At 43.5% G+C, this 21,547-nt stretch carries 16 protein-coding genes, 31 tRNA genes and 3 pseudogenes; 9 read left to right on the top strand and 41 right to left on the bottom strand.

Going from position 1 to position 21,547, the window contains the following annotated elements:
* Position 1 precedes the first annotated feature (1 nt).
* The gene (locus NSTCB13_RS01630) at positions 2-316 is read right to left on the bottom strand and encodes a type II toxin-antitoxin system RelE/ParE family toxin (RefSeq protein ID WP_448268471.1); all 315 of its coding nucleotides are present in this window, start codon (positions 314-316) and stop codon (positions 2-4) included.
* Complete coding sequence (locus NSTCB13_RS01625; protein ID WP_448271186.1) at positions 316-534, bottom strand: hypothetical protein; 219 nt, start codon at positions 532-534, stop codon at positions 316-318. Before NSTCB13_RS01625 ends, NSTCB13_RS01630 begins: the two co-directional genes overlap by 1 nt.
* Before the next feature lie 83 nt (positions 535-617).
* Between NSTCB13_RS01625 and NSTCB13_RS01620 the strand changes: the two genes are divergently transcribed.
* The 3 genes and pseudogenes from NSTCB13_RS01620 to ctpC all read left to right on the top strand — a co-directional run bounded on the left by NSTCB13_RS01620 (position 618) and on the right by ctpC (position 4,761).
* The gene (locus NSTCB13_RS01620) at positions 618-1,568 is read left to right on the top strand and encodes a pentapeptide repeat-containing protein (RefSeq protein WP_448271185.1); all 951 of its coding nucleotides are present in this window, start codon (positions 618-620) and stop codon (positions 1,566-1,568) included.
* A gap of 428 nt (positions 1,569-1,996) precedes the next feature.
* Positions 1,997-3,223 (top strand): (E)-4-hydroxy-3-methylbut-2-enyl-diphosphate synthase, encoded by a 1,227-nt coding sequence (gene ispG / locus NSTCB13_RS01615; RefSeq protein WP_448271184.1) that lies wholly within the window; start codon positions 1,997-1,999, stop codon positions 3,221-3,223.
* Between the two features lie 253 nt (positions 3,224-3,476).
* Positions 3,477-4,761, top strand: a pseudogene (gene ctpC, locus NSTCB13_RS01610) (carboxyl-terminal processing protease CtpC).
* 78 nt (positions 4,762-4,839) lie between these two features.
* On the opposite strand, the gene NSTCB13_RS01605 reads toward ctpC, so the two are convergent.
* Complete coding sequence (locus NSTCB13_RS01605) at positions 4,840-5,025, bottom strand: DDE transposase family protein (protein WP_448271183.1); 186 nt, start codon at positions 5,023-5,025, stop codon at positions 4,840-4,842.
* Positions 5,026-5,143: 118 nt separating this feature from the next.
* On the opposite strand from NSTCB13_RS01605, the gene NSTCB13_RS01600 reads away from it, so the two are divergent.
* The gene (locus tag NSTCB13_RS01600; RefSeq protein WP_448271182.1) at positions 5,144-5,344 is read left to right on the top strand and encodes a DUF6887 family protein; all 201 of its coding nucleotides are present in this window, start codon (positions 5,144-5,146) and stop codon (positions 5,342-5,344) included.
* Between the two features lie 81 nt (positions 5,345-5,425).
* Here the strand turns inward: NSTCB13_RS01600 and NSTCB13_RS01595 are convergent, their stop codons facing one another.
* Positions 5,426-7,153 carry a succinate dehydrogenase/fumarate reductase flavoprotein subunit gene (locus tag NSTCB13_RS01595; protein WP_448271181.1) on the bottom strand — a complete coding sequence of 576 codons (1,728 nt, stop codon included), beginning with the start codon at positions 7,151-7,153 and terminating at the stop codon, positions 5,426-5,428.
* 237 nt (positions 7,154-7,390) lie between these two features.
* Positions 7,391-7,709 (bottom strand): annotated as a pseudogene (locus tag NSTCB13_RS01590) (hypothetical protein).
* Positions 7,710-8,252: 543 nt separating this feature from the next.
* Here NSTCB13_RS01590 and NSTCB13_RS01585 point away from each other — a divergent pair.
* The gene (locus tag NSTCB13_RS01585) at positions 8,253-9,074 is read left to right on the top strand and encodes a hypothetical protein (protein WP_448268462.1); all 822 of its coding nucleotides are present in this window, start codon (positions 8,253-8,255) and stop codon (positions 9,072-9,074) included.
* Between the two features lie 70 nt (positions 9,075-9,144).
* Here the strand turns inward: NSTCB13_RS01585 and NSTCB13_RS01580 are convergent, their stop codons facing one another.
* The 4 genes and pseudogenes from NSTCB13_RS01580 to pds form a co-directional block, all read right to left on the bottom strand.
* Complete coding sequence (locus NSTCB13_RS01580) at positions 9,145-10,467, bottom strand: ABC transporter substrate-binding protein (protein ID WP_448271180.1); 1,323 nt, start codon at positions 10,465-10,467, stop codon at positions 9,145-9,147.
* A gap of 193 nt (positions 10,468-10,660) precedes the next feature.
* A tRNA-Ser gene (locus NSTCB13_RS01575) sits at positions 10,661-10,752 on the bottom strand.
* 120 nt (positions 10,753-10,872) lie between these two features.
* Positions 10,873-11,805 carry a 15-cis-phytoene synthase CrtB gene (gene crtB, locus NSTCB13_RS01570; RefSeq protein WP_322660204.1) on the bottom strand — a complete coding sequence of 311 codons (933 nt, stop codon included), beginning with the start codon at positions 11,803-11,805 and terminating at the stop codon, positions 10,873-10,875.
* Positions 11,789-13,229, bottom strand: a pseudogene (gene pds / locus NSTCB13_RS01565) (15-cis-phytoene desaturase). The gene crtB and the pseudogene pds overlap by 17 nt, the downstream one beginning before the upstream one ends.
* Before the next feature lie 445 nt (positions 13,230-13,674).
* Between pds and NSTCB13_RS01560 the strand changes: the two are divergent.
* The gene (locus NSTCB13_RS01560) at positions 13,675-14,763 is read left to right on the top strand and encodes a glycoside hydrolase family 3 N-terminal domain-containing protein (protein WP_448271179.1); all 1,089 of its coding nucleotides are present in this window, start codon (positions 13,675-13,677) and stop codon (positions 14,761-14,763) included.
* Between the two features lie 117 nt (positions 14,764-14,880).
* Here the strand turns inward: NSTCB13_RS01560 and NSTCB13_RS01555 are convergent.
* From NSTCB13_RS01555 to NSTCB13_RS01410, 30 genes are all read right to left on the bottom strand, one after another.
* Positions 14,881-14,951: transfer RNA gene (locus tag NSTCB13_RS01555), tRNA-Lys, on the bottom strand.
* Between the two features lie 137 nt (positions 14,952-15,088).
* Positions 15,089-15,171 (bottom strand) — tRNA-OTHER (locus tag NSTCB13_RS01550).
* 7 nt (positions 15,172-15,178) lie between these two features.
* A tRNA-His gene (locus NSTCB13_RS01545) sits at positions 15,179-15,252 on the bottom strand.
* A 9-nt stretch (positions 15,253-15,261) separates the two neighbouring features.
* Positions 15,262-15,335, bottom strand: a tRNA-Ala gene (locus NSTCB13_RS01540).
* An 84-nt stretch (positions 15,336-15,419) separates the two neighbouring features.
* Positions 15,420-15,493 (bottom strand) — tRNA-Arg (locus NSTCB13_RS01535).
* A gap of 6 nt (positions 15,494-15,499) precedes the next feature.
* Positions 15,500-15,575 (bottom strand) — tRNA-Val (locus NSTCB13_RS01530).
* 5 nt (positions 15,576-15,580) lie between these two features.
* A tRNA-Gly gene (locus tag NSTCB13_RS01525) sits at positions 15,581-15,652 on the bottom strand.
* A gap of 10 nt (positions 15,653-15,662) precedes the next feature.
* Positions 15,663-15,733, bottom strand: a tRNA-Gly gene (locus tag NSTCB13_RS01520).
* A 4-nt stretch (positions 15,734-15,737) separates the two neighbouring features.
* A tRNA-Thr gene (locus NSTCB13_RS01515) sits at positions 15,738-15,813 on the bottom strand.
* Positions 15,814-15,821: 8 nt separating this feature from the next.
* A tRNA-Met gene (locus tag NSTCB13_RS01510) sits at positions 15,822-15,898 on the bottom strand.
* A gap of 131 nt (positions 15,899-16,029) precedes the next feature.
* Positions 16,030-16,102, bottom strand: a tRNA-Leu gene (locus NSTCB13_RS01505).
* A gap of 4 nt (positions 16,103-16,106) precedes the next feature.
* Positions 16,107-16,179: transfer RNA gene (locus NSTCB13_RS01500), tRNA-Pro, on the bottom strand.
* Between the two features lie 6 nt (positions 16,180-16,185).
* Positions 16,186-16,262, bottom strand: a tRNA-Leu gene (locus tag NSTCB13_RS01495).
* A gap of 6 nt (positions 16,263-16,268) precedes the next feature.
* Positions 16,269-16,342, bottom strand: a tRNA-Leu gene (locus NSTCB13_RS01490).
* Positions 16,343-16,345: 3 nt separating this feature from the next.
* Positions 16,346-16,418: transfer RNA gene (locus tag NSTCB13_RS01485), tRNA-Pro, on the bottom strand.
* A 1-nt stretch (position 16,419) separates the two neighbouring features.
* A tRNA-Leu gene (locus NSTCB13_RS01480) sits at positions 16,420-16,497 on the bottom strand.
* 6 nt (positions 16,498-16,503) lie between these two features.
* Positions 16,504-16,580: transfer RNA gene (locus NSTCB13_RS01475), tRNA-Leu, on the bottom strand.
* A gap of 6 nt (positions 16,581-16,586) precedes the next feature.
* Positions 16,587-16,662 (bottom strand) — tRNA-Gln (locus NSTCB13_RS01470).
* 3 nt (positions 16,663-16,665) lie between these two features.
* Positions 16,666-16,738, bottom strand: a tRNA-Gln gene (locus tag NSTCB13_RS01465).
* A gap of 5 nt (positions 16,739-16,743) precedes the next feature.
* Positions 16,744-16,818 (bottom strand) — tRNA-Asn (locus tag NSTCB13_RS01460).
* 6 nt (positions 16,819-16,824) lie between these two features.
* A tRNA-Phe gene (locus NSTCB13_RS01455) sits at positions 16,825-16,900 on the bottom strand.
* 81 nt (positions 16,901-16,981) lie between these two features.
* Positions 16,982-17,056: transfer RNA gene (locus NSTCB13_RS01450), tRNA-Arg, on the bottom strand.
* 4 nt (positions 17,057-17,060) lie between these two features.
* Positions 17,061-17,150 (bottom strand) — tRNA-Ser (locus NSTCB13_RS01445).
* A gap of 4 nt (positions 17,151-17,154) precedes the next feature.
* A tRNA-Tyr gene (locus NSTCB13_RS01440) sits at positions 17,155-17,237 on the bottom strand.
* Between the two features lie 7 nt (positions 17,238-17,244).
* Positions 17,245-17,315 (bottom strand) — tRNA-Glu (locus NSTCB13_RS01435).
* A 91-nt stretch (positions 17,316-17,406) separates the two neighbouring features.
* Positions 17,407-17,478, bottom strand: a tRNA-Trp gene (locus tag NSTCB13_RS01430).
* A 3-nt stretch (positions 17,479-17,481) separates the two neighbouring features.
* A tRNA-Ile gene (locus NSTCB13_RS01425) sits at positions 17,482-17,556 on the bottom strand.
* A 4-nt stretch (positions 17,557-17,560) separates the two neighbouring features.
* Positions 17,561-17,633 (bottom strand) — tRNA-Cys (locus NSTCB13_RS01420).
* 3 nt (positions 17,634-17,636) lie between these two features.
* Positions 17,637-17,713: transfer RNA gene (locus NSTCB13_RS01415), tRNA-Glu, on the bottom strand.
* A 4-nt stretch (positions 17,714-17,717) separates the two neighbouring features.
* A tRNA-Asp gene (locus tag NSTCB13_RS01410) sits at positions 17,718-17,791 on the bottom strand.
* 187 nt (positions 17,792-17,978) lie between these two features.
* Between NSTCB13_RS01410 and NSTCB13_RS01405 the strand changes: the two genes are divergently transcribed.
* Together NSTCB13_RS01405 and NSTCB13_RS01400 are read left to right on the top strand one after the other, a co-directional pair.
* Positions 17,979-18,101 carry a hypothetical protein gene (locus NSTCB13_RS01405; protein ID WP_448271178.1) on the top strand — a complete coding sequence of 41 codons (123 nt, stop codon included), beginning with the start codon at positions 17,979-17,981 and terminating at the stop codon, positions 18,099-18,101.
* 200 nt (positions 18,102-18,301) lie between these two features.
* Positions 18,302-19,147, top strand: coding sequence for a polysaccharide deacetylase family protein (locus tag NSTCB13_RS01400; RefSeq protein WP_448271177.1), 846 nt, complete (start codon positions 18,302-18,304; stop codon positions 19,145-19,147).
* A gap of 175 nt (positions 19,148-19,322) precedes the next feature.
* Here the strand turns inward: NSTCB13_RS01400 and NSTCB13_RS01395 are convergent, their stop codons facing one another.
* Both NSTCB13_RS01395 and NSTCB13_RS01390 read right to left on the bottom strand, forming a co-directional pair.
* On the bottom strand, positions 19,323-19,712 hold the full coding sequence (locus tag NSTCB13_RS01395) for an alr0857 family protein (protein WP_448271176.1): 390 nt from the start codon (positions 19,710-19,712) through the stop codon (positions 19,323-19,325).
* Positions 19,713-19,728: 16 nt separating this feature from the next.
* Entirely contained in the window at positions 19,729-20,235 is a 507-nt protein-coding gene (locus NSTCB13_RS01390) for an HNH endonuclease (RefSeq protein ID WP_445632024.1), read from the bottom strand.
* Positions 20,236-20,672: 437 nt separating this feature from the next.
* On the opposite strand from NSTCB13_RS01390, the gene NSTCB13_RS01385 reads away from it, so the two are divergent.
* Positions 20,673-21,008 (top strand): hypothetical protein, encoded by a 336-nt coding sequence (locus tag NSTCB13_RS01385; protein ID WP_094347436.1) that lies wholly within the window; start codon positions 20,673-20,675, stop codon positions 21,006-21,008.
* The last annotated feature ends 539 nt before the right edge of the window (positions 21,009-21,547 follow it).

The following is a 21,547-nucleotide window of genomic DNA, read 5'->3' as shown; positions in this document are numbered from 1 at the left end:
TTCAATTCCCAAATTTTCTTAAGTCTAGTGTTACCTCAGTAACATCATCATGAGAACCTAAAGTCAACAAAGAAATTACTAATTCCCCAGAATCGGGATGAGGAACAAACTCAAATAGAATCCGATTGTTGTAGTCTATGGAACAAGCCCATGTACCCAATAAATCCCCTTTAAGTTTATGAGTACGCAAGCTAGGGTAAAACGGATCTTCAGCAAGCTGTTGTAATGTTTGCTCAACCAAAGAGCGTAATTGCGGGTTTCGACGGGCTAAACGCTTAAAATCTCGAATAAATCTTGCACTCCAAAGCAGTTGCATCAATCATCTAACTCCGCGATTAAATCAGCAACAGTTCCACTACGTACTTCACCTTTAGCATAGGCTTCACGAGCTTCTGCAACCGCCTTTAATAAGTCATGCCGTCGCTGTTGTTTAAGGCGCTTTTGGATAATATCTACAAGAATAGCCTGAGCTTCTGGATCTAATGCTTCTACCGCTTCTATGGCTTTCTGGAATGTAGATGTTTTTTCTAGCATTGGCGTCAAAGAATTTGATGATAAGTCTAATTTAGCTGGCAGTAGGAGCGATCGCTCCTCATTTTCCTGACTTAATAGTATATTTGTATTATAAAAACCTAAATTTAGCGTTAGCAAAGCTTAACGAAGCGATCGCTCTTATGAACCGAGATGAATTACTCAAACGCTATGCCGTAGGTGAGAGAGACTTTTCAGGAGTTGACCTAAGTGGTGTCAACCTAAAAGGTGTTGAGTTGTATGGTGTCAACCTCAGCAAGGCAAATCTCAGTAATGTCAAGTTAGGCTATGCTGACATCACTTGTAGCAACTTGCAAGAAGCTAACCTCAGTGGAGTAAACCTAGATCATACTCGAATTGATGAATGCAATTTAACAGGTGCTAACTTGAGAGGTATCGATGCATTTCAGTCATCTTTTGAAGGTTCTAATTTAACTGGTGCTGATTTGAGTCAAGCTCTATTAAGAGGAATCGGGTTGCAGGGTGTAAATCTCAGTGATACTAATTGGGAAAAAGCAAATATTGATAGTTGGTTTGTAGTCAAATTTAAGCATTATCTGAAAAAAGTTTATCTTAAGCGTACTGTTTTATATGTTGACGATACCAATGAAATAAATAACTGTGGAGCAAATTTAACTGACGCTATTTACTATAATTCTGATGGTTTTAAAGACACAGCAGCAAATGATCCACCAGGTGTAATTCGCATATATCCCGGTGCTGACTTAAGTGGACTAGATTTTAGCGGTTGTAATCTCAGGAATCTTGACTTGCAAGGTGTAAATCTGAGTGGCAGTAATTTAAGAGGTGCTAACTTAATACACACAGACTTAAGGAATGCTAACCTCACAAATACAGACTTGCGAGATACTTATTTGAGATATACAGACTTGCAGGGCGCTATCTTATGCAACACTATTATGCCAGAAAAAAGAATTGAAGAAAATCAACTACATAAGGTTGAAGATGCTGAAGAGATTGATTATATATTAGATTTAGATAATGACGAATTAACTTTTGATGATGACGATCAATAATTTATTCACCATTTGTATTAATTTCCATCACTTACACCTATGAGGCTTAGGAATTGGATACTCACAGAGTATAGTTGTAATGAAAGCTGCACTATCAGGAATTGAGTGAATTACAAGTATTGCAGATTGGGTCATGGCGTTCCTGGATTATAAGTAATATTGATAACTCAGTAATAAGGCGATCGCTTCTTTAAGCTTTTCTACAAAACGCTGCGCGATCGCACTCAAGCTACTCAGCTAAAAATCTTTTGAGTAATATATCTTTACAAAAGAGCAAAACTCCTCAAATGCTCTTGATTTCTTTGCCTGTATTATTTTCCATTTTTTTCTATAGTAATCGTCCAAAAAAGCGCTAGCTGTGGCAATCTGGGAAACAGAGATTTATTAAATCTGATATTTGAGCAACAGCAAATTTACCTAATCAGGTTATGCAAACTCTGCCCACAGTAAACACTTCAAGCATTACATCACCTCAAGCCACCTTTGATACAACCATCAAGCGGCGTAAAACCCGTCCTGTAAAGGTGGGAAATGTCACCATTGGCGGTGGCTACCCCGTTGTAGTGCAGTCGATGATTAACGAGGACACTCTTGATATTGATGGTTCCGTGGCTGGTATTCGTCGTCTGCACGAAATAGGCTGCGAAATTGTCCGCGTCACAGTGCCAAGTATGGCTCATGCTAAAGCTTTAGGGGAAATTAAACAAAAATTAATTAAAACTTACCAAGACGTGCCAATTGTGGCTGATGTCCATCACAACGGGCTAAAAATCGCTGTGGAAGTTGCCAAGCATATAGAGAAAGTACGGATTAATCCGGGTTTGTATGTGTTTGAAAAGCCCAACATTAATCGAACTGAATATACTAAAAGCGAATTTGACGAAATTGGCGATAAAATCCGCGAAACCTTAGAACCTTTAGTAGTTTCTTTGCGCGATCAAGGTAAATCGATGCGAATTGGGGTAAATCACGGTTCCCTTGCTGAGAGAATGCTATTTACTTACGGTGACACCCCCGAAGGAATGGTGGAATCTGCTATAGAATTCATTCGCATCTGTGAATCTTTGGATTTCCGCAACTTGGTAGTTTCCATGAAAGCCTCACGAGTGCCGGTGATGGTAGCCGCCTATCGCCTCATCGCCAAGCGTATGGATGAACTGGGTATGGATTACCCGTTACATTTAGGCGTTACCGAAGCCGGTGATGGCGAATACGGGCGAATTAAATCCACAGCAGGTATTGCCACGTTACTTGCTGATGGCATTGGCGATACAATTCGCGTCTCACTTACAGAAGCACCAGAAAAAGAAATTCCCGTTTGTTACAGCATTCTCCAAGCTTTGGGATTGCGAAAAACGATGGTGGAATACGTCGCTTGTCCTTCTTGTGGACGCACTTTGTTTAATCTAGAGGAAGTACTGCACAAAGTCCGGGAAGCCACTAAACACTTAACTGGACTAGACATTGCAGTTATGGGTTGTATTGTCAATGGCCCCGGCGAAATGGCAGATGCCGACTATGGTTATGTTGGCAAAACACCTGGTTATATTTCTTTGTATCGTGGTCGAGAAGAAATTAAAAAAGTCCCAGAAGATAAAGGTGTAGAGGAATTAATTAACCTCATTAAGGCAGATGAACGCTGGGTAGATCCATAAAGGGGACAAGGGAACAAGGGGACAAGGGGGAATTATTGAACGAGTTTCTCCCTTGTCTTCTCCCTCTTCCTTGTCTACCTTGTCTCTTCTCAATTCCCAATCCCCAAAAACTTTGTATCTTTTAACCATCAAGGTCGCCGGATTGTCAAGTATTTTGTTTAAATTAAGGATACATACTCGGTCTGTACAGTGGTAGCCTGTGTTAGATTGAGCATACTGACTATATTATTTTCCCTCTGACGCAGCTGTCATTATGGTGATTACAAAAAATAGGCTTGTTTTGGGTGCTACGGCAGTTACACTCTCCACGATCGCTGTTACTAGCCTTGGCATTCATTCGCGAGGTCAGGCTTTATTTAAAGCAAGTCCTAAAGAATTAGTAGATGAAGTTTGGCAAATTGTTCAGCGCCAATATGTCGACGGTACTTTTAATCAGGTAGATTGGCAGGCTGTTCGTAAGGAATACTTGAGCAAGTCCTACAGTAATCCGCAGGATGCATATAAGTCCATTCGGGAAATGCTGAAAAAGCTAGATGACCCCATACACCCGGTTTATGAGTCCAGAGGAATTTAAGAATATGCAGGTGGATACCTCTGGAGAATTGACAGGGATTGGGATCACCATTAGTCAGGATGAAAAAACCAAGCAATTGGTTGTAATTGCGCCAATTGAAGATACACCAGCCTTTAAAGCTGGTGTTTTGGCAAAAGATATCATCCTCAAAATTGACGGCAAAGATACTAAGGGGATGGATACTAACCAGGCAGTATCCTTGATTAGAGGTGAAGCAGGATCGAAAGTCAGCTTGACTATTCAACGCGACAAGCAGATAAAACAATTTGATATTACACGGGCGCGAATTGAAATCCATCCAGTTAAGTTTTCTGAAAAGAAAACTCCAGCCGGAAATCTTGGTTACATTCGCTTGAACCAGTTCAGTGCCAATGCTGGTAAAGAAATGCAAACCGCTATCAAAAATTTAGAAAGCAAAAAAGTAGCTGGATATATTCTCGATCTGCGTGGTAATCCAGGCGGCTTACTCTTCTCCAGCGTAGATATTGCTCGGATGTGGATAGATAAAGGTAAGATTGTCTCCACTGTTGAACGCCAAGGAGAGGCAGAAAAGGAAGAGGCAAACGGAAAAGCCTTGACAAATAAACCGTTGGTGGTGTTGGTAGATAAAGGTTCCGCTAGTGCCAGTGAAATCCTCTCAGGGGCTTTGCAGGATAATAAGCGTGCTACTTTGGTCGGTACTCAAACCTTTGGTAAGGGACTAGTGCAATCAGTGCGTCCCCTAGAAGATGGTTCAGGATTAGCAGTGACAATTGCTCATTACTATACCCCTAATGGTACAGATATCAATCACAAAGGCATTTCGCCAGATGTGAAAGTGGATTTAAGCAAAAAACAGATGGAGGATTTGTGGCTGCATGAACGTGACAAACTCGCGACTCTTGCAGACCCTCAATTCGCTAAAGCAGTGGAAGTGATAGGTAAAAAAATTGCTGAAAAGGGCACACCTACAGCAGAAAAATGAGGAGTTAGGAATAAAGTTAGGAGTGAATAGTGAGGAGTTAGAAATAAAGACCGTCACTATCAACTTCTAACTACTAACTTAAACTGGTTGGCACTTTCCAGCCCTAATGAGTCCGACACGTCGGGCGATCGCTTCTTCTTGTGAACTAAAAGGCCCCCACTGTTCTATAATTTCTAGATTATCGTCGCCAACTTGGTCGCTGGGGATTATTTCACAATTTCCAGCAGAACGCTTGACAATATACCAAGTTTGTGAATCGCTCATATTTTAAATATATTGTTTTTTATAGTAAGAATTTTACGGCATACAGAAAATATCTTCGCATTTACTGCTAAATCTCACATTATGTAGGTGCGATCGTAAAATCCTGTAGTATGGAACCATGAATAATGTAAACTATGCAGCAATGAGCGACCAAGAGCTAAAGAGTTACTTTATCACCCATAAGGATGATAAAGAAGCCTTTTATGCTTATATGGATAGACGAAAATCTCGTCATCGCGATCCTGCAATAAAATTAAATGATCCGGCTTGGGATGAAAAAATAACAGCTGTAATTCAAAAACAATTAGGTTCTAATTGATAACTTAATCATTTCATATTCTGAATCGAGGTGGACAAAATTTTTGTAATCACCTCGATTTCTCATATAAATTTACCTTTACTAATACTTCCGCTCTTTTGGCTCAAACATAGTAATCGCCACCGGTCGATATTGAATATCAATTCCGGCTGGTGAATAGTAAGCCATTGTGTGTTTGAGAAAGTTCGTATCATCTCGCTGGGAATAATCTTCGCGGAAATGAGCGCCACGGCTTTCTTGGCGATTTAGGGCTGATGCCAAAATGGTCTGTCCTACTACCATTAAACTTCGCAATTCCAAGGCTTCTACGAGTTCTGTATTCCAGCAACTACCTTTGTCATCTAAATAAATTTGCGGATATTTTTGTTGTATTTCTTCTAGTTTCTGCAAACCTTCAGTCATTAATGCCTCAGTGCGGAAAACACCGCAGTACTCAGTCATACAATCCTGAAAAGCTTGACGAACTTGGTTAATGCGGTACTGTCCTGGTTGTTCTAGCAAAGCTTGAATTTGTTGCTGGGCTTCTGTTAGATACCGTTGCTCATCAACAGAAGGTAACTTACGTTTTTGCACAAATTTGGCGATCGCAGCTCCAGTTCTTTTACCATAAACTACACACTCTAGGAGTGAATTACTCCCCAAACGATTAGCACCATGTACGGAAACACAAGCTGTTTCACCCGCAGCAAAGAAAGCATCAACCAAACCATCACCACTACTACGAACTTGACCATCGGTGTTTACTGGGATACCACCCATACAATAGTGAATTGTCGGGCGGACTGGCATCGGTTGAGTTACTGCATCAACACCCACTAAACGGTGGGCTTCTTCCCAGCAGAAGGGAACGCGACTCATAATTTTTTCTTTGCCCAGATGGCGCAGATCCAAATAGACAAAGGGGCCACCAGCACTGCCATTGAGATGAATACCACGTCCGGCGCGAATTTCGTAAGCGATCGCTCGTGAGGTAATATCACGAGGAGCTAGTTCCATCCGGCTAGGTGCATAATTCGCCATAAAGCGATCGCCTTCACTATTAATTAGATACGCGCCTTCTCCCCGTACCGCTTCCGAAATCAGTACCCCTACCGGATATAAACCAGTGGGATGAAACTGGACAAATTCCATATCTTCCAGGGGCAAACCTGCGATCGCAGTCATTGCCAAACCATCACCCGAAGAAGCGTAATCATTAGAGGTAGTGTTATAAACGCGACCATAGCCCCCTGTAGCAAACATCACCGCCTTAGCCCGCACCACCTCTATATGTCCATCCAAAAGATGGAACATGACCACACCCTTGGCCTCATTTTCTTCTAAAATGAGACGCATCACGTACCACTCTTCGTAAACTTGCACGCCATAACGCCGCAAATTGTTAACCAATTCGTGCAAAATTGCATGACCGGTTTTGTCAGCGGCGTAGCAAGTGCGGTTATGGGAATGTCCGCCAAAAGCTCTTTGGGCAATGCGCCCATCGGGTAAGCGAGAGAACAAAACGCCGAGATGTTCCAAGTCAATTACCACATCTGGCGCTTCTTGAGCGAGAATTGCCACAGCATCTTGGTCTGCCAAGTAATCAGAACCCTTGACAGTATCAAAAGCGTGTGCTTCCCAACTATCTTCGGAATCAACATTTTTCAGCGATGCAGCCATACCCCCTTGAGCTGCCACCGAGTGTGAACGAATTGGGTGGGTTTTGGCAACGACAGCAATATTTAAACTAGGGTCAGTGCGGGCAATTTCTACAGCAGCGCGACATCCCGCCAATCCGCCCCCGACAATAATCACATCGTGTTCCAGCATAATTAGCCCTCTGATAGCAAACCACTGCTGTTCTATTGTAGAGATGTGATTAATCAGCTAGTGCGTTGTAACAATAACATCTGTACAAAAAATCCCTGCTTCTATACAGGGAGGTTGTAACAAATTTTGAAATTAGGAGTGAAAAGTTAAAAACAAAGAGTTATGGCACAGGTAGAGTGACTCATAACTCTTGTACAGACGCGATTAATCGCGTCTCTACTCATAACTCCTAACTCTTTAGCTAGTTGCTTGTACAGGTTGTTGCTGAGAGACATTACCTGGTATGGGTTCCATTTTGGTTCCTGGCCCTACAGGACTGACTTCAATATGATTTAACAAGGTAGTGACAAACGCGAACAACAAGAAAGGTAGCGATAGCAGAACAACGAGACCCCGCTGTTGCTAAAGCGTACACGGGTCGCTTGGCACCCATCAACGCCAAGGCTGATGCCAAACTTAGGGTAATTGTAATCAACCAAACAATTATTTGACCGTAGATATCACCGAAAGTCAGGGTACAGACAAACCGGTACTTTTGAATATTATTTTCGCTCATCACATTTGCCTCAAGTCTCTCCTAATAGGTTCTACGTTAGAACTATGTTTGCCTTGTAGGCAATTTCTAAATATTTTTGAAAGCTTTGTAATATCACTTCACAATCTAACTACCTTTGGCAACAAAGCAGTTATACTAATAAACTTCTTTCGTTCATGGAATAGATGGCAATCGCGTTGGCGCAGCCCGCCGTAGGCATCGCCTCCTTAACAAACACTATCTTAATTTTAAGCAAAGAGACTATTTGTCATCTACCAAATTCAGGATATTTCAAATAAATATATCAATTCTATTTAATTTGTGAAAATTGCCACCCACAAATCCACGATTTTGTAAAAGTCGTTGGATATCTTGTTTTTCGCGAGTTATTCAGGATTACTATAAAATTTAATTTTTTGCTAATAAATATTAACTAGAGGAATCAAGTAAGGTCAGAATGCAAAAACCGATTTTTTGATGTTAAATTTTGAATATTGCCCGAATTTGTTGACTAAAATCAACAAAATCTTTGTTTTTCGCGGCAACATTGTTTTAGGAGTGAACGTGAATACTATTTTTCTTCGTAAAGGTGTTTTTTGGTTGCCAAGTTTAGCTACTCTTGCATTCGTGAGTAGCGGTTTATCTGCAAGCGCCCAGACAGTAAACAAGTTGAGCGATCGGGCATTAACTGAACCTTCCGCAACCATAGCGTCTCCCAAAGAGTTTAGCCAAAACCTCTCTACAGAAACAACTGAAACTTTTGCAGTCACAAATTTAACTCAGGTAGAGCAATCGCCTAACGCTGCCATACAAGAAAACGCCAGTGTAACACCCATACCTGTTCCAGGCACAGTGGCAACCTCATCTGCAACGCTAACCTCTGAACCTGTACAACCGACTTCTCAAACTCCTGCTCAACCATCTGCTACCAAAGTGGCGCAATCAGATATTGATTTAGGTAGAACTACCAATGGTGGTAGTAGCTATCTGGGCGTCGCTGCTAACATTGGTTTGAGTGGTGGTGACACGTCTTTGGGCGACGGTAACTTTGCGGTAGTTAGCAAAATCGGACTGACAAATTCTATATCAATACGACCCTCAGCCGTATTTGGAGATAACACCACAGTTCTACTTCCGATCACCTACGATTTTACCTTTAAACCAGCAGATGCTTTTAGCGAACCATTAGCGATCGCACCTTACGTCGGAGTGGGTGCAGCTTACAAAACTGGTGATGATTCGCAATTTGCCTTTTTGGTGTCTGGTGGCATTGATGTGCCTCTAACTTCTCAATTTACGGCAACAGCTGCTATCAATGCCGGATTCTTCGATCAAACTGATGTGGGCTTGTTATTAGGAGTCGGTTACAACTTCAGTGGGCTTTAAGAATTAGGAGTTAGGAATTAGGAGTTATTAAGATTAAATTCATAACTCATCACTCCTAACTCCTAAGTTTCTACTTAGGGGTAACTTTGTCAATCACTTTGATTGTGCCATCGTCTCCTACTGTCCAAACATCGTATACACCGACGACATCGCCGTTAGCATCAACATCTACATTGCCGCTAGCTCCTTGGTAGTTAATCTTTTTACCATCTTTAAGTAACTTCAGTCCCTCGCAGACATCAGTAACTTCTGTGCCAGGGCCATCAGCAACTTCCCGGATTTTGCTGGCTATACCAACGCCTGTATTTTCCTTAGCAGCTTGCGCCGCCAATGTTAATAAAGCAGCTGCATCCCAAGCTTGAGGAGCGTATTCCCCTGGCGCACCACCTTTTTTATCCTTCCACAGCTTGTTGAAAGCTTCTAATGCTTTACCATCGGAACCCGGTACTGTACCGATCGCTCCTGTTAAAATATATTTACCATCACCGCCTTTACCCACTTGTTCTGGAAAAGTCGGTGACTTTACCCCATCTGTCAGCAGAATTTGTACTCCCTTCGCCACACCTTGTTGATAGGCGGCTTTCAGGAACAGACTACCAGTTTCCGCATACATTACAGCCAGGACTGCATCTGGCTTCCCAGCAAAAGCAGCAGCCGCTTCTGTATCAAATGTCTGGGCTTTCGGGTCGTAGCGGACAGGCTTATCTTTATTAACTATAGTGCCACCCAATTTTTCAAAAGTTTGCACAAATGCTTTTTCAAAGCCTACGCCATAATCGTTATTAATCACGACTGTAGAAACTCGCTTGAAACCTTTTTTGTTAGCAAGTTGGGCTAAGGCTAGTGCTTGGTAGGTATCAGGGGGAGCAGTACGCGCCCAAAAGCCTTTAAAGTCGCCTTTTTGTGCCTTTTCGGTAAACACGGTACTGGTACTACCAGGGGAAACCAGCATGACTTTATTCGGTGTGGCAATGGAGACTGCTGCACTAGAAACGCTACTGGCAAAGGAGCCAACTACACCTGCTACTTTATCTAAAGTTGCTAGTTTGGTCATACCGGCAGCTCCAGCTTTTGGGTCGGTTTGGTCGTCTACTTGCACCAAAGTAACAGGTTCGCCATTTACCCCACCGCAAGCGTTGACCGTATCCACCAGTAAAGGTATGGAACCTAGCATTTGCTGTCCTACAGAAGCCAAGTCGCCTGTCGTCGGTAACAGAGAACCAATTTTTAGCCCTTTAGCACTGCTTGTAGTAGTTGAGTTTGCTGCTGTGGTAGCGGTAGTTGCGTTGTTAGCTGTGCCATTGGGCGTACTGCTATCACCACAAGCTCCAACTAGAAACCCAGTTGCTAGGGTAGCTATACTTAAAGTTAAGGCGGCACTAAATTTTTTCATAAATCGCTTATACTCCTCAGATATCTAGGAAGCCTAAAACTTAAGAGTCAAACTAGGTTTCTAACTAGCTGGATCTTAGCAAGACTCCAAAGCATAAATCATATCATCCATCTTTGGGAGTAGAAGTGTTTACGTCTGGATTGGTATTTATTTTTAAACACGGAGTTTATTCCGTGTATCAAAACTTGAAAAACGGAGAGGGAGGGATTCGAACCCTCGGTACGGAGTTGCCTGCCGTACAACAGATTAGCAATCTGCCGCTTTCGACCACTCAGCCACCTCTCCATGACTCACGAATATCAATGTTACCAGACTTGTTGGCAAGAGTCAATAGTCATTTGTCATTGGTCATTTGTCATTTATAAAACTCTAAGGACTAAGGACTAGGGACAAATGACTAATTTTTTAAAGGACTTGCGATCGCATCCAAGCTATGGGCAAGGTGCGTAACTTTTTCCACTGGGGAACAAAAGCTCGCTGACTGAATACATCGTAATCGTTGCGTTCAATCGCCTCTAAAATTTGACCGTACAGCATTGATGCTGCCCACACAGGCCAACGGGCATCGGATGCTAAATAAGTAATTCCCTGGTCGGATGTGGTGTAAAATTGGCGGGCACGGTCAATTTGAAAGCGCATCAATGCCCGCCAACGATCGTCTACCACACCTTTGAAGAAGTCTTGCTCGGTATAGTTGAATTTTGCCAAGTCTTCTAGGGGAATGTAAATCCGTCCCCGTTTGGCATCTTCTCCCACATCCCGCAGGATATTGGTGAGTTGATTGGCAATTCCGAGAGCGATCGCTTCTTCTATGGGAACATAAGGTTGTTTGTTCTGTTGCCACGGTGCTGCATATATGGTGTTATCCACACCCATAACGGATGTTGACATTAAGCCAACAGTGCCAGCAACGCGGTAACAGTAGAGGTATAAATCCTCAAAGGTTTCATAACGACTGCGATATAAGTCCATACGCTGACCGGCAATCATATCCCGAAATGGTTGAATGTCCATCGGAAAGCGCTGGAGGGTATCAACTAAAGCTACATCGTAATTTTCTAATGGACGCCCCGCAAAAATCGATTCCAGCTGCTGTTCCCATAGGTCTAGGGTTTCTGGCGTGGTAATAGCAGATGCGGGGCCATCCACCAATTCATCTGTACGGCGACACCAAGCGTATATTGACCAAATAGATTGACGTTTTACCGGACTCATCAGCAAAGTACCCAGGTAAAAGGTCTTGGCGTACTTTGCTGTGAGATGCCGACAAAGTTTGTATGACTCGTCTACAGAGACCAGCGTTTTCATGCGCGGCGGGGAATCAGGCAGTTGCAGCATTCGTTGCGGGCGGTCGGGTGAGCGTTTGCAGGTTTGAGGAATTTGCTACCGAGAGGGCCTCAGAAATCGCCTGCGCTGTCAGCTTACCAGAAAGTACGGCACCTTCCATACTGGCTAAGTAGCGTTGCATGGTGTAATCCCCGCTAAGATAGAAGTTACTAATGGGGGTTGTTTGCGAGGGACGGTACTGTTGACGACCAGGGGTCGCTTTGTAAACTGAACGGGGCGTTTTCACCACATGAGATTTCAGCAATGTTGCTGGATTGTCTCCCCCAAAGTGGTCGGGGAAGAGTTTTTCTAACTCGGCAATAGTTGCAGCCACAATCTCCTCATCGGATTTGGCAATCCAATCTTTTGCCGGGGCTAGAACTAATTCCAACATCGAGCGATCGGGATTGGCGTATTCACGGCAGGTATTGCTCATATCAGCATAAACGCTTAGGAGGGGCGATCGCGAGAATAGCAAGTGATCAATTTGCGTAAGTTTACGATCGAACCACAAATGCACGTTAATTACAGGTACGCCCTCCAACCCATCTAGCTTTTGGAAAAACTCCATTTCTTTCCAAGGTGCTGGCAAAATCACCTTCAAAGGGTCAACTGGTATGGCAGATACATACAAATCCGCCGTGAAGACTTCATCTTCGTCTCCATTCAACCCCCGAATCAAGTATCCTTTGACGCTACCATCGGCGTTTAGTAAAATCTCTTTTAAAGGGGCATTTAAGCGGACTTTTCCACCGCGTTCGGTGATGTAATCTACTAGGGGCTGACACAATCGTTCTGTTGGCGAACCATCCAGAAAGGCCATTTTCGAGCCTCTTTTTTCTTGGAGGAAACGATTGAGGGCGGTTAAAAGAATGGTTGCCGAAATTTCATCTGGACCAATGAAGTTCAGCGATTTGGCCATGGCAATAAAAACTTCTTTATTGACCCGTTCTGGAATATTGTGTTTACGCAGCCAATCTGTCCAGGAGTATTTGTCCATTTCTTCAACGTACTTTTGCCCCTGAATCATGGCCGGCAATAATCCGATGCCAAAACGGATTTTTTCTGGCCATGTCAGCATGTCGTTGTTTCGCAGAATTGCCACTATACCATTAATTGGTGCTGGCAAATCTGGGAAATCAAAGCGACTGTAAGTACCTGGTGCATCCGGCTGGTTGAAGATCATTGTGTGTTCTTTCCACTGCAATCGATCTTCAATGTCCAGTTCTTTGAATAACTGCAACATATTGGGATATGCGCCAAAGAAGATGTGCAGACCTGTTTCGTACCAGTCTCCATCAGCATCTTTCCACGCGGCCACTTTACCGCCTAGAACGTCTCGACGTTCCAAGACAATGGGTGTGTGACCCTGCGTCTGTAAGATATTTTGCGCAGGAAAGTCCTGCTAGTCCCGCTCCCGCGATCGCTACTCGCATGTAACCCTACTGCTCTTCAATATTTCTTAACCGTTTTATCGTTTTCATTATACGTTGCAATCCGTTACATTTGGCAGTTGTTGTGCGATTGCTTCCCTAAAAAACTTTTGCCAAAGGGAATTTTACCTACGCGCACTTGCCCAAAAAAATTGCCAATACCATTGTTGGCAATAGCTTTGCGGTGTGCGCTTTATCTATATTTACATGCAAGTGATTTCGGGAAACAAAAGTATTTCCTTTGACTGAAAATAGCTAATTTTAAAAGTTGTCCTCAAGTAGTTGATTTCTTTGCTAATTTGTGTATTTGGTATGAGAAAATATTTGGGGTATTGCTTAAAGACTACTTTGAAAACTTCCTCTCCTTATACAGGGTGTAGGATAAATGTTTATGTACTCTAGGTTGAACAACCAAGTTGTTTACCGCACAACTTATAGGTAAAAGATTATGGGTGTATCGCAGGAGCTAAGGCGTTTTGGACATCACTTAATTTTAGGTATTTCCGGCACGACATTAAGCGATGACGATAAACGCGCACTCAATGAATTAAAACCGATTGGGGCGATCTTTTTTGCTAAAAACTTTTTGGATGGCACCCCGTATCAGGTTTGGCTGGAAAGCTTCAAGGATTTAAACAGGCAGATACGAGAATATACTGAACGTGATTCCATGTTCCTCACTCTCGATCATGAAGGAGGGCGTGTAATTCGTACACCACTGCCAATTACCCGCTTTCCTCACGCTTATTTACTGCGATCGCACGCTTACGAAGTAGCAAAAGCCACAGCAGTAGAACTAAAATCATTGGGAATCAATTTATCTTGGGCACCTGTAGCAGATATTTTTTCTCATCCCGACAACCCCGTGATTGGGCCGCGCGCCTTTGGTAACACTCCCGAAACTGCCACTCAAGGTGCCCGTGACTATTACCTTGGACTTCGAGATTCAGGAATTTTGGGATGTGCTAAACACTTTCCCGGACATGGAGACACCAGCAAGGACTCTCACATTGAGCTACCAATACTGAATTTAACTCTAGAAGACCTGCGACTTCGAGAACTTATACCCTTCAAAGCTTTAATCGAAGTACAGATTCCTTTGATTATGACTGTCCATATCTTATTTCCCAAAATAGATCCTGATGTGCCAGGAACGCTTTCTCAGACTATCCTCAAAACCATACTTAGAGAGGAACTTGGCTTTGAGGGAGTAGTTGTATCAGATGATTTGGATATGAAAGCGATCTCAGATATGTTTATGAAAGCTGGTACTGTGGCACGGTCATTTAATGCAGGCTGCGATCTGTTTATTGTGTCGCGTAATATTAATTCATCATCTATTGAAAGAACTTATCGGATTGCTGAAGATTTTGCTGATTCGCTCAGTAACGGTAGTTTAGATGAAGCAGTCGTAGAAGCAGCTAGAGAAAGAATAGAGAAACTACTGGCAGTAACACCGCAATATCCCATACATACTTTGGATAAAGATGTATTATTGCAACATGCTCAACTAGCGATCGCTGGTTGCTATTCATAACCCAACGCGCATTCAAGTTGCATATTAGCTAATAGCTAGAATGGCATTCCGTAATTTTGAATTTTGAGTCGCACCTTTGGTGCGCTAGAAGCGCAACTTGAATTTTGAATTGTTTAGTGGGTGGTATAGGGGTCGAACCTATTTCTGCGGGTTAAAAGCCCGCTGCACAGCCGGTATGCCAACCACCCTAGTTAATTTAAATAAGAAATGAGTTGGTGCGATTTGTAATACCAACATTTAGATATAAATCCACCAGGGAGGTACTGCCCCTCCTATTTCTGTGTTATCAGCACAGCGCCTCGCTTTTCGGCTCCAGGTGGATAGGTGGAAGATGGAGGAATCGAACCCCTACAGTTGCCCATACCCTGGTTTTCAAGACCAGTTGCCGTCCATTCAGCGGCATCTTCCATTCAGGGGTGCCTGACGGGGCTTGAACCCGCTATGACTGGTTCCACAAACCAGCGCATCGACCACTTTGGCTTCAGACACCATCATCAGTGGAATCAATGGGAATTGAACCCATAACCTCCTGCTTGCAAGGCAGGCGCTCTAGCCATTTGAGCTATGACCCCATCAAATAAGTAAAAAGAGCAAAGTAAAAACTAAAAAGAAAGAAAAATATTAAATTCATTCTTTTGACTTTTGACTTGTTAAGGCGGGAGTGGTAGGACTCGAACCCACAACTTTCGAGGTAGAAGCTCGAAGCTCTATTCCATTGAGCTACACTCCCAACATTTGGTAGTCCTGGCAGGATTTGAACCTGCAACCTCTTGCTTGTAAGGCACTTGCTCTACCGTTGAAGCTACAGGACTACGCAAGCGAGTGGAGGGACTTGAACCCACGCACTGAGTATGGCGTACTCAGATGCTACCGATTACATCACACCCGCAAATTTTTAAAGCGGATAACGAGACTTGAACTCGTGCCTAGAGTTTGGAAGACTCAGATGCTACCGTTACACCATATCCGCATTCTGGAGCTGGTAACAGGAATTGAACCTGCAACCTACTGATTACAAGTCAGTTGCTCTGCCAATTGAGCTACACCAGCACTAATTTTGGTGACGGGGGCAGGAGTCGAACCTGCCGATGTTCAGGTTATGAGCCTGACGAGCCACCGTTGCTCTATCCCCGCATATTCACCAATAGACTTCTTGTAGAAGTGGGAAAAGGGTAAGGGGTAAAGGGGAAAGGAATAATAAGAAACCTTTCCCCTTTTACCTTTTCCCTTTCCCCTTCTTGCAAAAGAATTTTTGCAAGAAGTCAATACCCCTGACTGGATTTGAACCAGCAACCTCTTCGTTCTAAGCGAAGCGCCTCTTCCGTTGGGCTACAAGGGCAAAGTCTGAGTGGTAGGGATTGAACCTACGACCTGGAGTTCCCGAAACTCCCACGCTCCCAACTGCGCCACACCCAGATATTTTGGTACTCCCGACAGGATTTGAACCTGCAAAAAACTAGATCCTCGGTCTAGTGCGTCTTCCGTTCCGCCACGAGAGCATTTAGTACCCCTGACAGGATTTGAACCTGCAAAATCTGGACTCTGATTCCAGCACGTATACCAGTTCCGTCACAGGGGTATATCGGGATGGCAGGATTTGAACCTGCGACTCCATGCTCCCAAAGCATGGCTTCTGGCCACTGAATTACATCCCGTTGGTACTCCTGGTGGGAGTCGAACCCACAACTAAACAGATTTTAAGTCTGCCACCTCTTCCAATTGGGCTACAGGAGCAAGTTTTGGTACTCTTGGTGGAAATTGAACCCACAACATACCGTTTTTGAGACGGCAGCCTCTTCCAGTTGGGCTACAAGAGCAAAGTTTGGCAGCCCCACCAGGGGTCGAACCTGGAATCTTCGCCTTCAAAGGGCGCTATGTTGCCAATTACACCACAGGGCTTTATTGCCAGGGCAGGGTTTGAACCTGCAACCTCATCGTTCAGAGCGATGCGACTTACCAATTCGTCCACCCGGCAATGAATGGCTGCCTCAGTAGGACTCGAACCTACAACCGCGCGGTTAACAGCCGCTTGCTCTACCATTGAGCTATGAGGCAACGAAGCCCCCCAGGTCGGAATCGAACCGACGACCCTCCTGTTCTTCAGACAGGCGCTAACTACCAACTGAGCTACCGGGGGATAAGGAGGAGAGATGGGTTTTACCCAGTGGACTGGTTTAATTCAACTCGAATCAGCCACTCCATCATCTCTCCCATGTAACGAGAGTGGAGGGATTTGAACCCTCACGTCTTCAGTTTCGTAGACTGAGATGTTATCCAGTTACACCACACTCTCAAAACGGAGAGAACAGGATTTGAACCTGCGACGGATATTAACTACCCGTTTCCTCTTAGCAGGAGGACGCTTTCAGCCACTCAGCCACCTCTCCACAGTGGGTCGAGCAGGATTTGAACCTGCGTGCAAAAAAGAACAGTTTTACAGACTGTCGCCTTCAACCAGACTCGGCCATCGACCCATAATGATTCCCTCGACGAGAATTGAACTCGCATCTTTGCTTTGAAAGAGCAATGACTTAACCATTCGTCCACGAGGGCATAATTTACCGAAATTTAGATTTTAGATTTTAGATTTTGGATTAAATTTTTTAATCTAAAATTGGCAATCTAAAATCCAAAATTGTCTGACACAGGGACTAGGATTTGAACCTAGAACATCGGATTTGGAGTCACGAGGTGTTGCCGTTACACCATCCCTGCATTTGGTGGCAGTGGCGGGATTTGAACCCGCATATACCAGGTTATGAGCCAGGGGCTTTACCATTAAGCTACACTGCGACAAAGGTCAGGACGGGATTTGAACCCGCGCTAATCGGTTTTGCAGACCAACGCCTTACCAACTTGGCTACCTGACCATTTGGCAGTCCCGACGAGATTTGCACTCGCAATCTTCAGTTTGAGCAACTGACGGCTTAAACTATTCGCCTACAGGACTGCAACCAGGGTGACGGGACTTGAACCCGCAACATTTCCGCAGACAACGGAACGCTCTAGCCAGTTGAGCTACACCCCGATTTTTGAGAATCTGTGCCTAAAATTTTAGGTTTTTAGGCACAAATTTTGTTGGTGAACTTGCCCATTTCTTATTTAGTTTTCAAGGTTCAGAAAAATTACTTTTTACTGTTAGAAACTGTTAAGAAAACAACCGAAACTCTAGGTAGCAAGCCTGTTGTGTATTACGGATGTATTCAGTGGTTTTGATGAGTGCAAACTTAGAACTTTTTTCGTTTATTGCCTCTATTACCGATGGTTTGCAAGTAGGAGCAGTTTTGTTGACTGGGGACTCTGGTTTATTCCAACGCCTGTCCTTTAGTTGGATGTAGAACATAAATTTGACTCTTGAGAAGCTTTGTCTTTCGCTTCACTACAAATATACTACAAAATACTACAAAAGGTGTCAAGGGGTTTTAGAAAGTTTTTTTGAAATTGTCTATAAAAGCTGCTGCACTTATATTTGAGCTTGCTAAACTCTCTGAAAAATCAAACTACAGCTTATGATTGTGTGAATCTTTAAAAGCCTGACGTGACAGACAACTACCTCAAGCGACAACAGATAATTAGTATTGTCGCGATCGCCTCTAGTATTACAGCTTGTAGTATTGCTCCAGGTATCTCCCCACAATCGGGATTGAACCAGCCAATAAGCAAAATCCATACTGCACTTCAAAATCCAGCAAAGGGCCAAATTAATGCCCATCTACCGCCATCAGTCAAAGTAGAAAACCCTACCTTTACAGTCCCAGATAAATTTCAGGGAAAAACAGTTTATAAGGTACAACCCAATAACAACGAAAAGGTTATTGCTCTCAGCATTGATGATGGGCCCTGGCCAAAAACAACCCTAGAAATGCTGGATATCTTGAAGCAAAATGATGTTAAAGCAACATTCTTTTGGGTAGGACAAGCTTTAGAAGCAAATCCAGACTTAGCCAAGCGTGAAGTAGCCGAGGGACACGCTATTGGCAACCATACTTGGCATCATTGGTATCGGCAAATGGATGAAGCCACAGCCAAGAGTGAAATCGATCGCACAGCCGATCTGATATACAAAATTACAGGAGTCAAAACTTCTCTGTTTCGTCCTCCTGGAGGCTTTTTAAATAACGGACTAGCTGCTTACGCCAAAAGCCAGAAAGATACTGTCATTATGTGGTCGCTAACTTCCGCTGATACCGATCCTCACGCCAAACCGCAGGCATTTGTAAATAATGTCCTGAAAGGCGCGAAACCTGGTTTCATTGTTTTAATGCATGATGGTGGTGGCGATCGCCACAGAACTGTAGAAGCTTTGCCACAAATCATCAACGGACTCAAACAGCAAGGCTACCGATTTGTGACAATCCCTGAACTACTCAAAATGGCGCAATAAAGGGTGAGATATTCTCCTCACCTGATTTTAGATTTTAAATTTGGGATTTTGGATTACTCAATCCAAAATCCCAAAATCTTTGTTCTCGCAGCGTCTCCAAGAGTTACCCGCGAATTTCAACGTGAGAACAAATCTAAAATCCAAAATCCAAAATTGAGTCACTCAACTATTTCGTTTATTCACTCATGACAGAGGCACAAGATTGAGCTTCTTGCCAAAGTTTGTGCAAAAAGAACTCAGCGCGATCGCTCATCGTGGTAACAAACACACCGACAGAATCCTTAGAACTAACTGATAGCCAAGAACCCCGCAGGGTGACTTCCATATATTCGGCATCGCACGCACACAGAGCAATGATTTCTCTGTCATCACTTTTTACCTCAGACCTCAGTATTTCTACTCCTGGCAAATCAACAGGAAGCAAAAAGGAAGCGGTACTCGGTTCAATGCACAAACTTTGCCCAACTCGCAGGGCTAAAATCACTCGTTGCCCTACCCATTCTTCTAGCGACAGAGTAAGACATTCTAAATCAAAACTGCTTTCAGTGTAAGTTAATTTCAGCATTCCTTATGCTCTCCTGTTATTCCAGGTTTGCTTGCATATCTATCCAAAACTGTTCAGCAAAAGAAATCGCGGGGTGGATTGGCGCTTTTGGTTTGGTACGCAGTTGCATACCAGCTTCAAACAGAGTGCGATCGCCTTTACGGGAGTTACATCTTTCACAAGCTGTGACTACGTTATCCCAAGTGTGAGAACCGCCTTTAGAACGCGGCATCACATGATCTAGCGTTAGATGTTTGCCACTACCGCAATATTGGCAACTGTGATGGTCTCGCCGCAACACTTCCCGCCGATTAACTGGCGGAATTTTCCACATCCGCTCATTAGAAGTGATTGTCAAGCGAATGTGTTTTGGTACATCAATTACCAAATTGGGTGAGTGAACTTGCCAGCCGCCTTCTGTGGTAAAACCCAGCGGTTGCGCCTTGTTCGTTACTAACAGCACAATCGCCCGCTTGATATTGACCCGACATAGTGGCAAGTAATTTTGAGAAAACACCACCACAGATTGCTCTAACACTTGCATTGCGTTCGCGCCGCGCATGGAAGATATCGTCACAGCTTAACTCCTTATAAAAAAACCCCCGCTTCAAGTTTTCGGTGAAGCGGGGGTTAGAATTGACCGGAAAATTTTCTGGTCTCATATCGGTACAGGATTGGTTTGCCTGTACCCCCCGCTTTTTTGATTTAGTTGTGGTTTTGCAATTAGTGCACTAATGGCTACATACTTATAATCATCATTACCTTCTGTGATTTGCCTATGATTTTGGCTACCATCGCCCATAAATAAATACTCCACTTCCATAGCAGCTGATTCCCAATTGGTTCGGCAATTGGTAGGGCACAAAATTGAAGTAGAGATGGGGTAAATAGATTTCACAGAAAATTTCACCTATTGAACATTCCTTTAAACATACTACACTTGTATTACTATCCTGTCTATACCTTCAAGGAGAAAAACTGATGCATACGATCGCTCGCACTCCAACCACCGATATGGAAGTTACCAGCATTCGTCTAGAGCGGGAGCTCAAAGATAAGCTCAAAGAAATAGCTGGAAATCAGGGATATCAAGCTCTAATCCGAGATATCCTTTGGAATTATGTCCAGCAAAAATCAGGTGAGTGGAAACCTCGATTTTCGCGATCCGACATTCGAGCTAGCATAGCTGCCACAGCTCAACAAGAAGAACGCTGTGTGCTTACAGGTCAACTAATTCAACCCCAAGAACCGATGTTGTTAGGACTAACGAGGAATGGCGATATGGTTCCTCTGAGTGTCGAGAGCTTGGCTGGATAAACTTCGTCTATTTTGAAACCTGGTGTAGGGAGGGCATCTAGCTCGCCCTACCAGCAGGGAGTACAAAATGCTCTTACTACTTTAAAAAATATACTTCTGAAAATAGATGTGGTTTTTTTTTATATTCAAACGAATGCAGCCTAGTTATTTTTACTAATAACTGGGCTGCATTCACAATTTAGCTAGAACTGCCGCAAGCCCTAGTGAACAAGAATTTATTTAAATTTAAGCTCTACTCCCAATACTTGTCGGGTTTTGGAAAAGGGGAAAGAAAAAACCTTTAACCTAAACCCAGTAACCTTTTCCCCCAAATCCAATTCCGAGTTAAAAATCCAAAACCCGAGCAGTATTGGCTCTACTCCAAATTTCTGCCATAGGTTGGAAACAAGACGTTTACGAACTCGCTACCATAGTTACGCTATCAATGTAGATCGGGTCTGAACACAAGTGCGTCTCGTTGATGCAGCCTCTCCTAGACAAGAGAAGCCTACACTGCAAGAACAACCTCCTCGTGTTTCCTTTACTTTTGTTGATATTTT

The organism is Nostoc sp. DSM 114160 (assembly GCF_053470305.1).
This window is presented reverse-complemented; position numbering and strand designations above follow the sequence as displayed.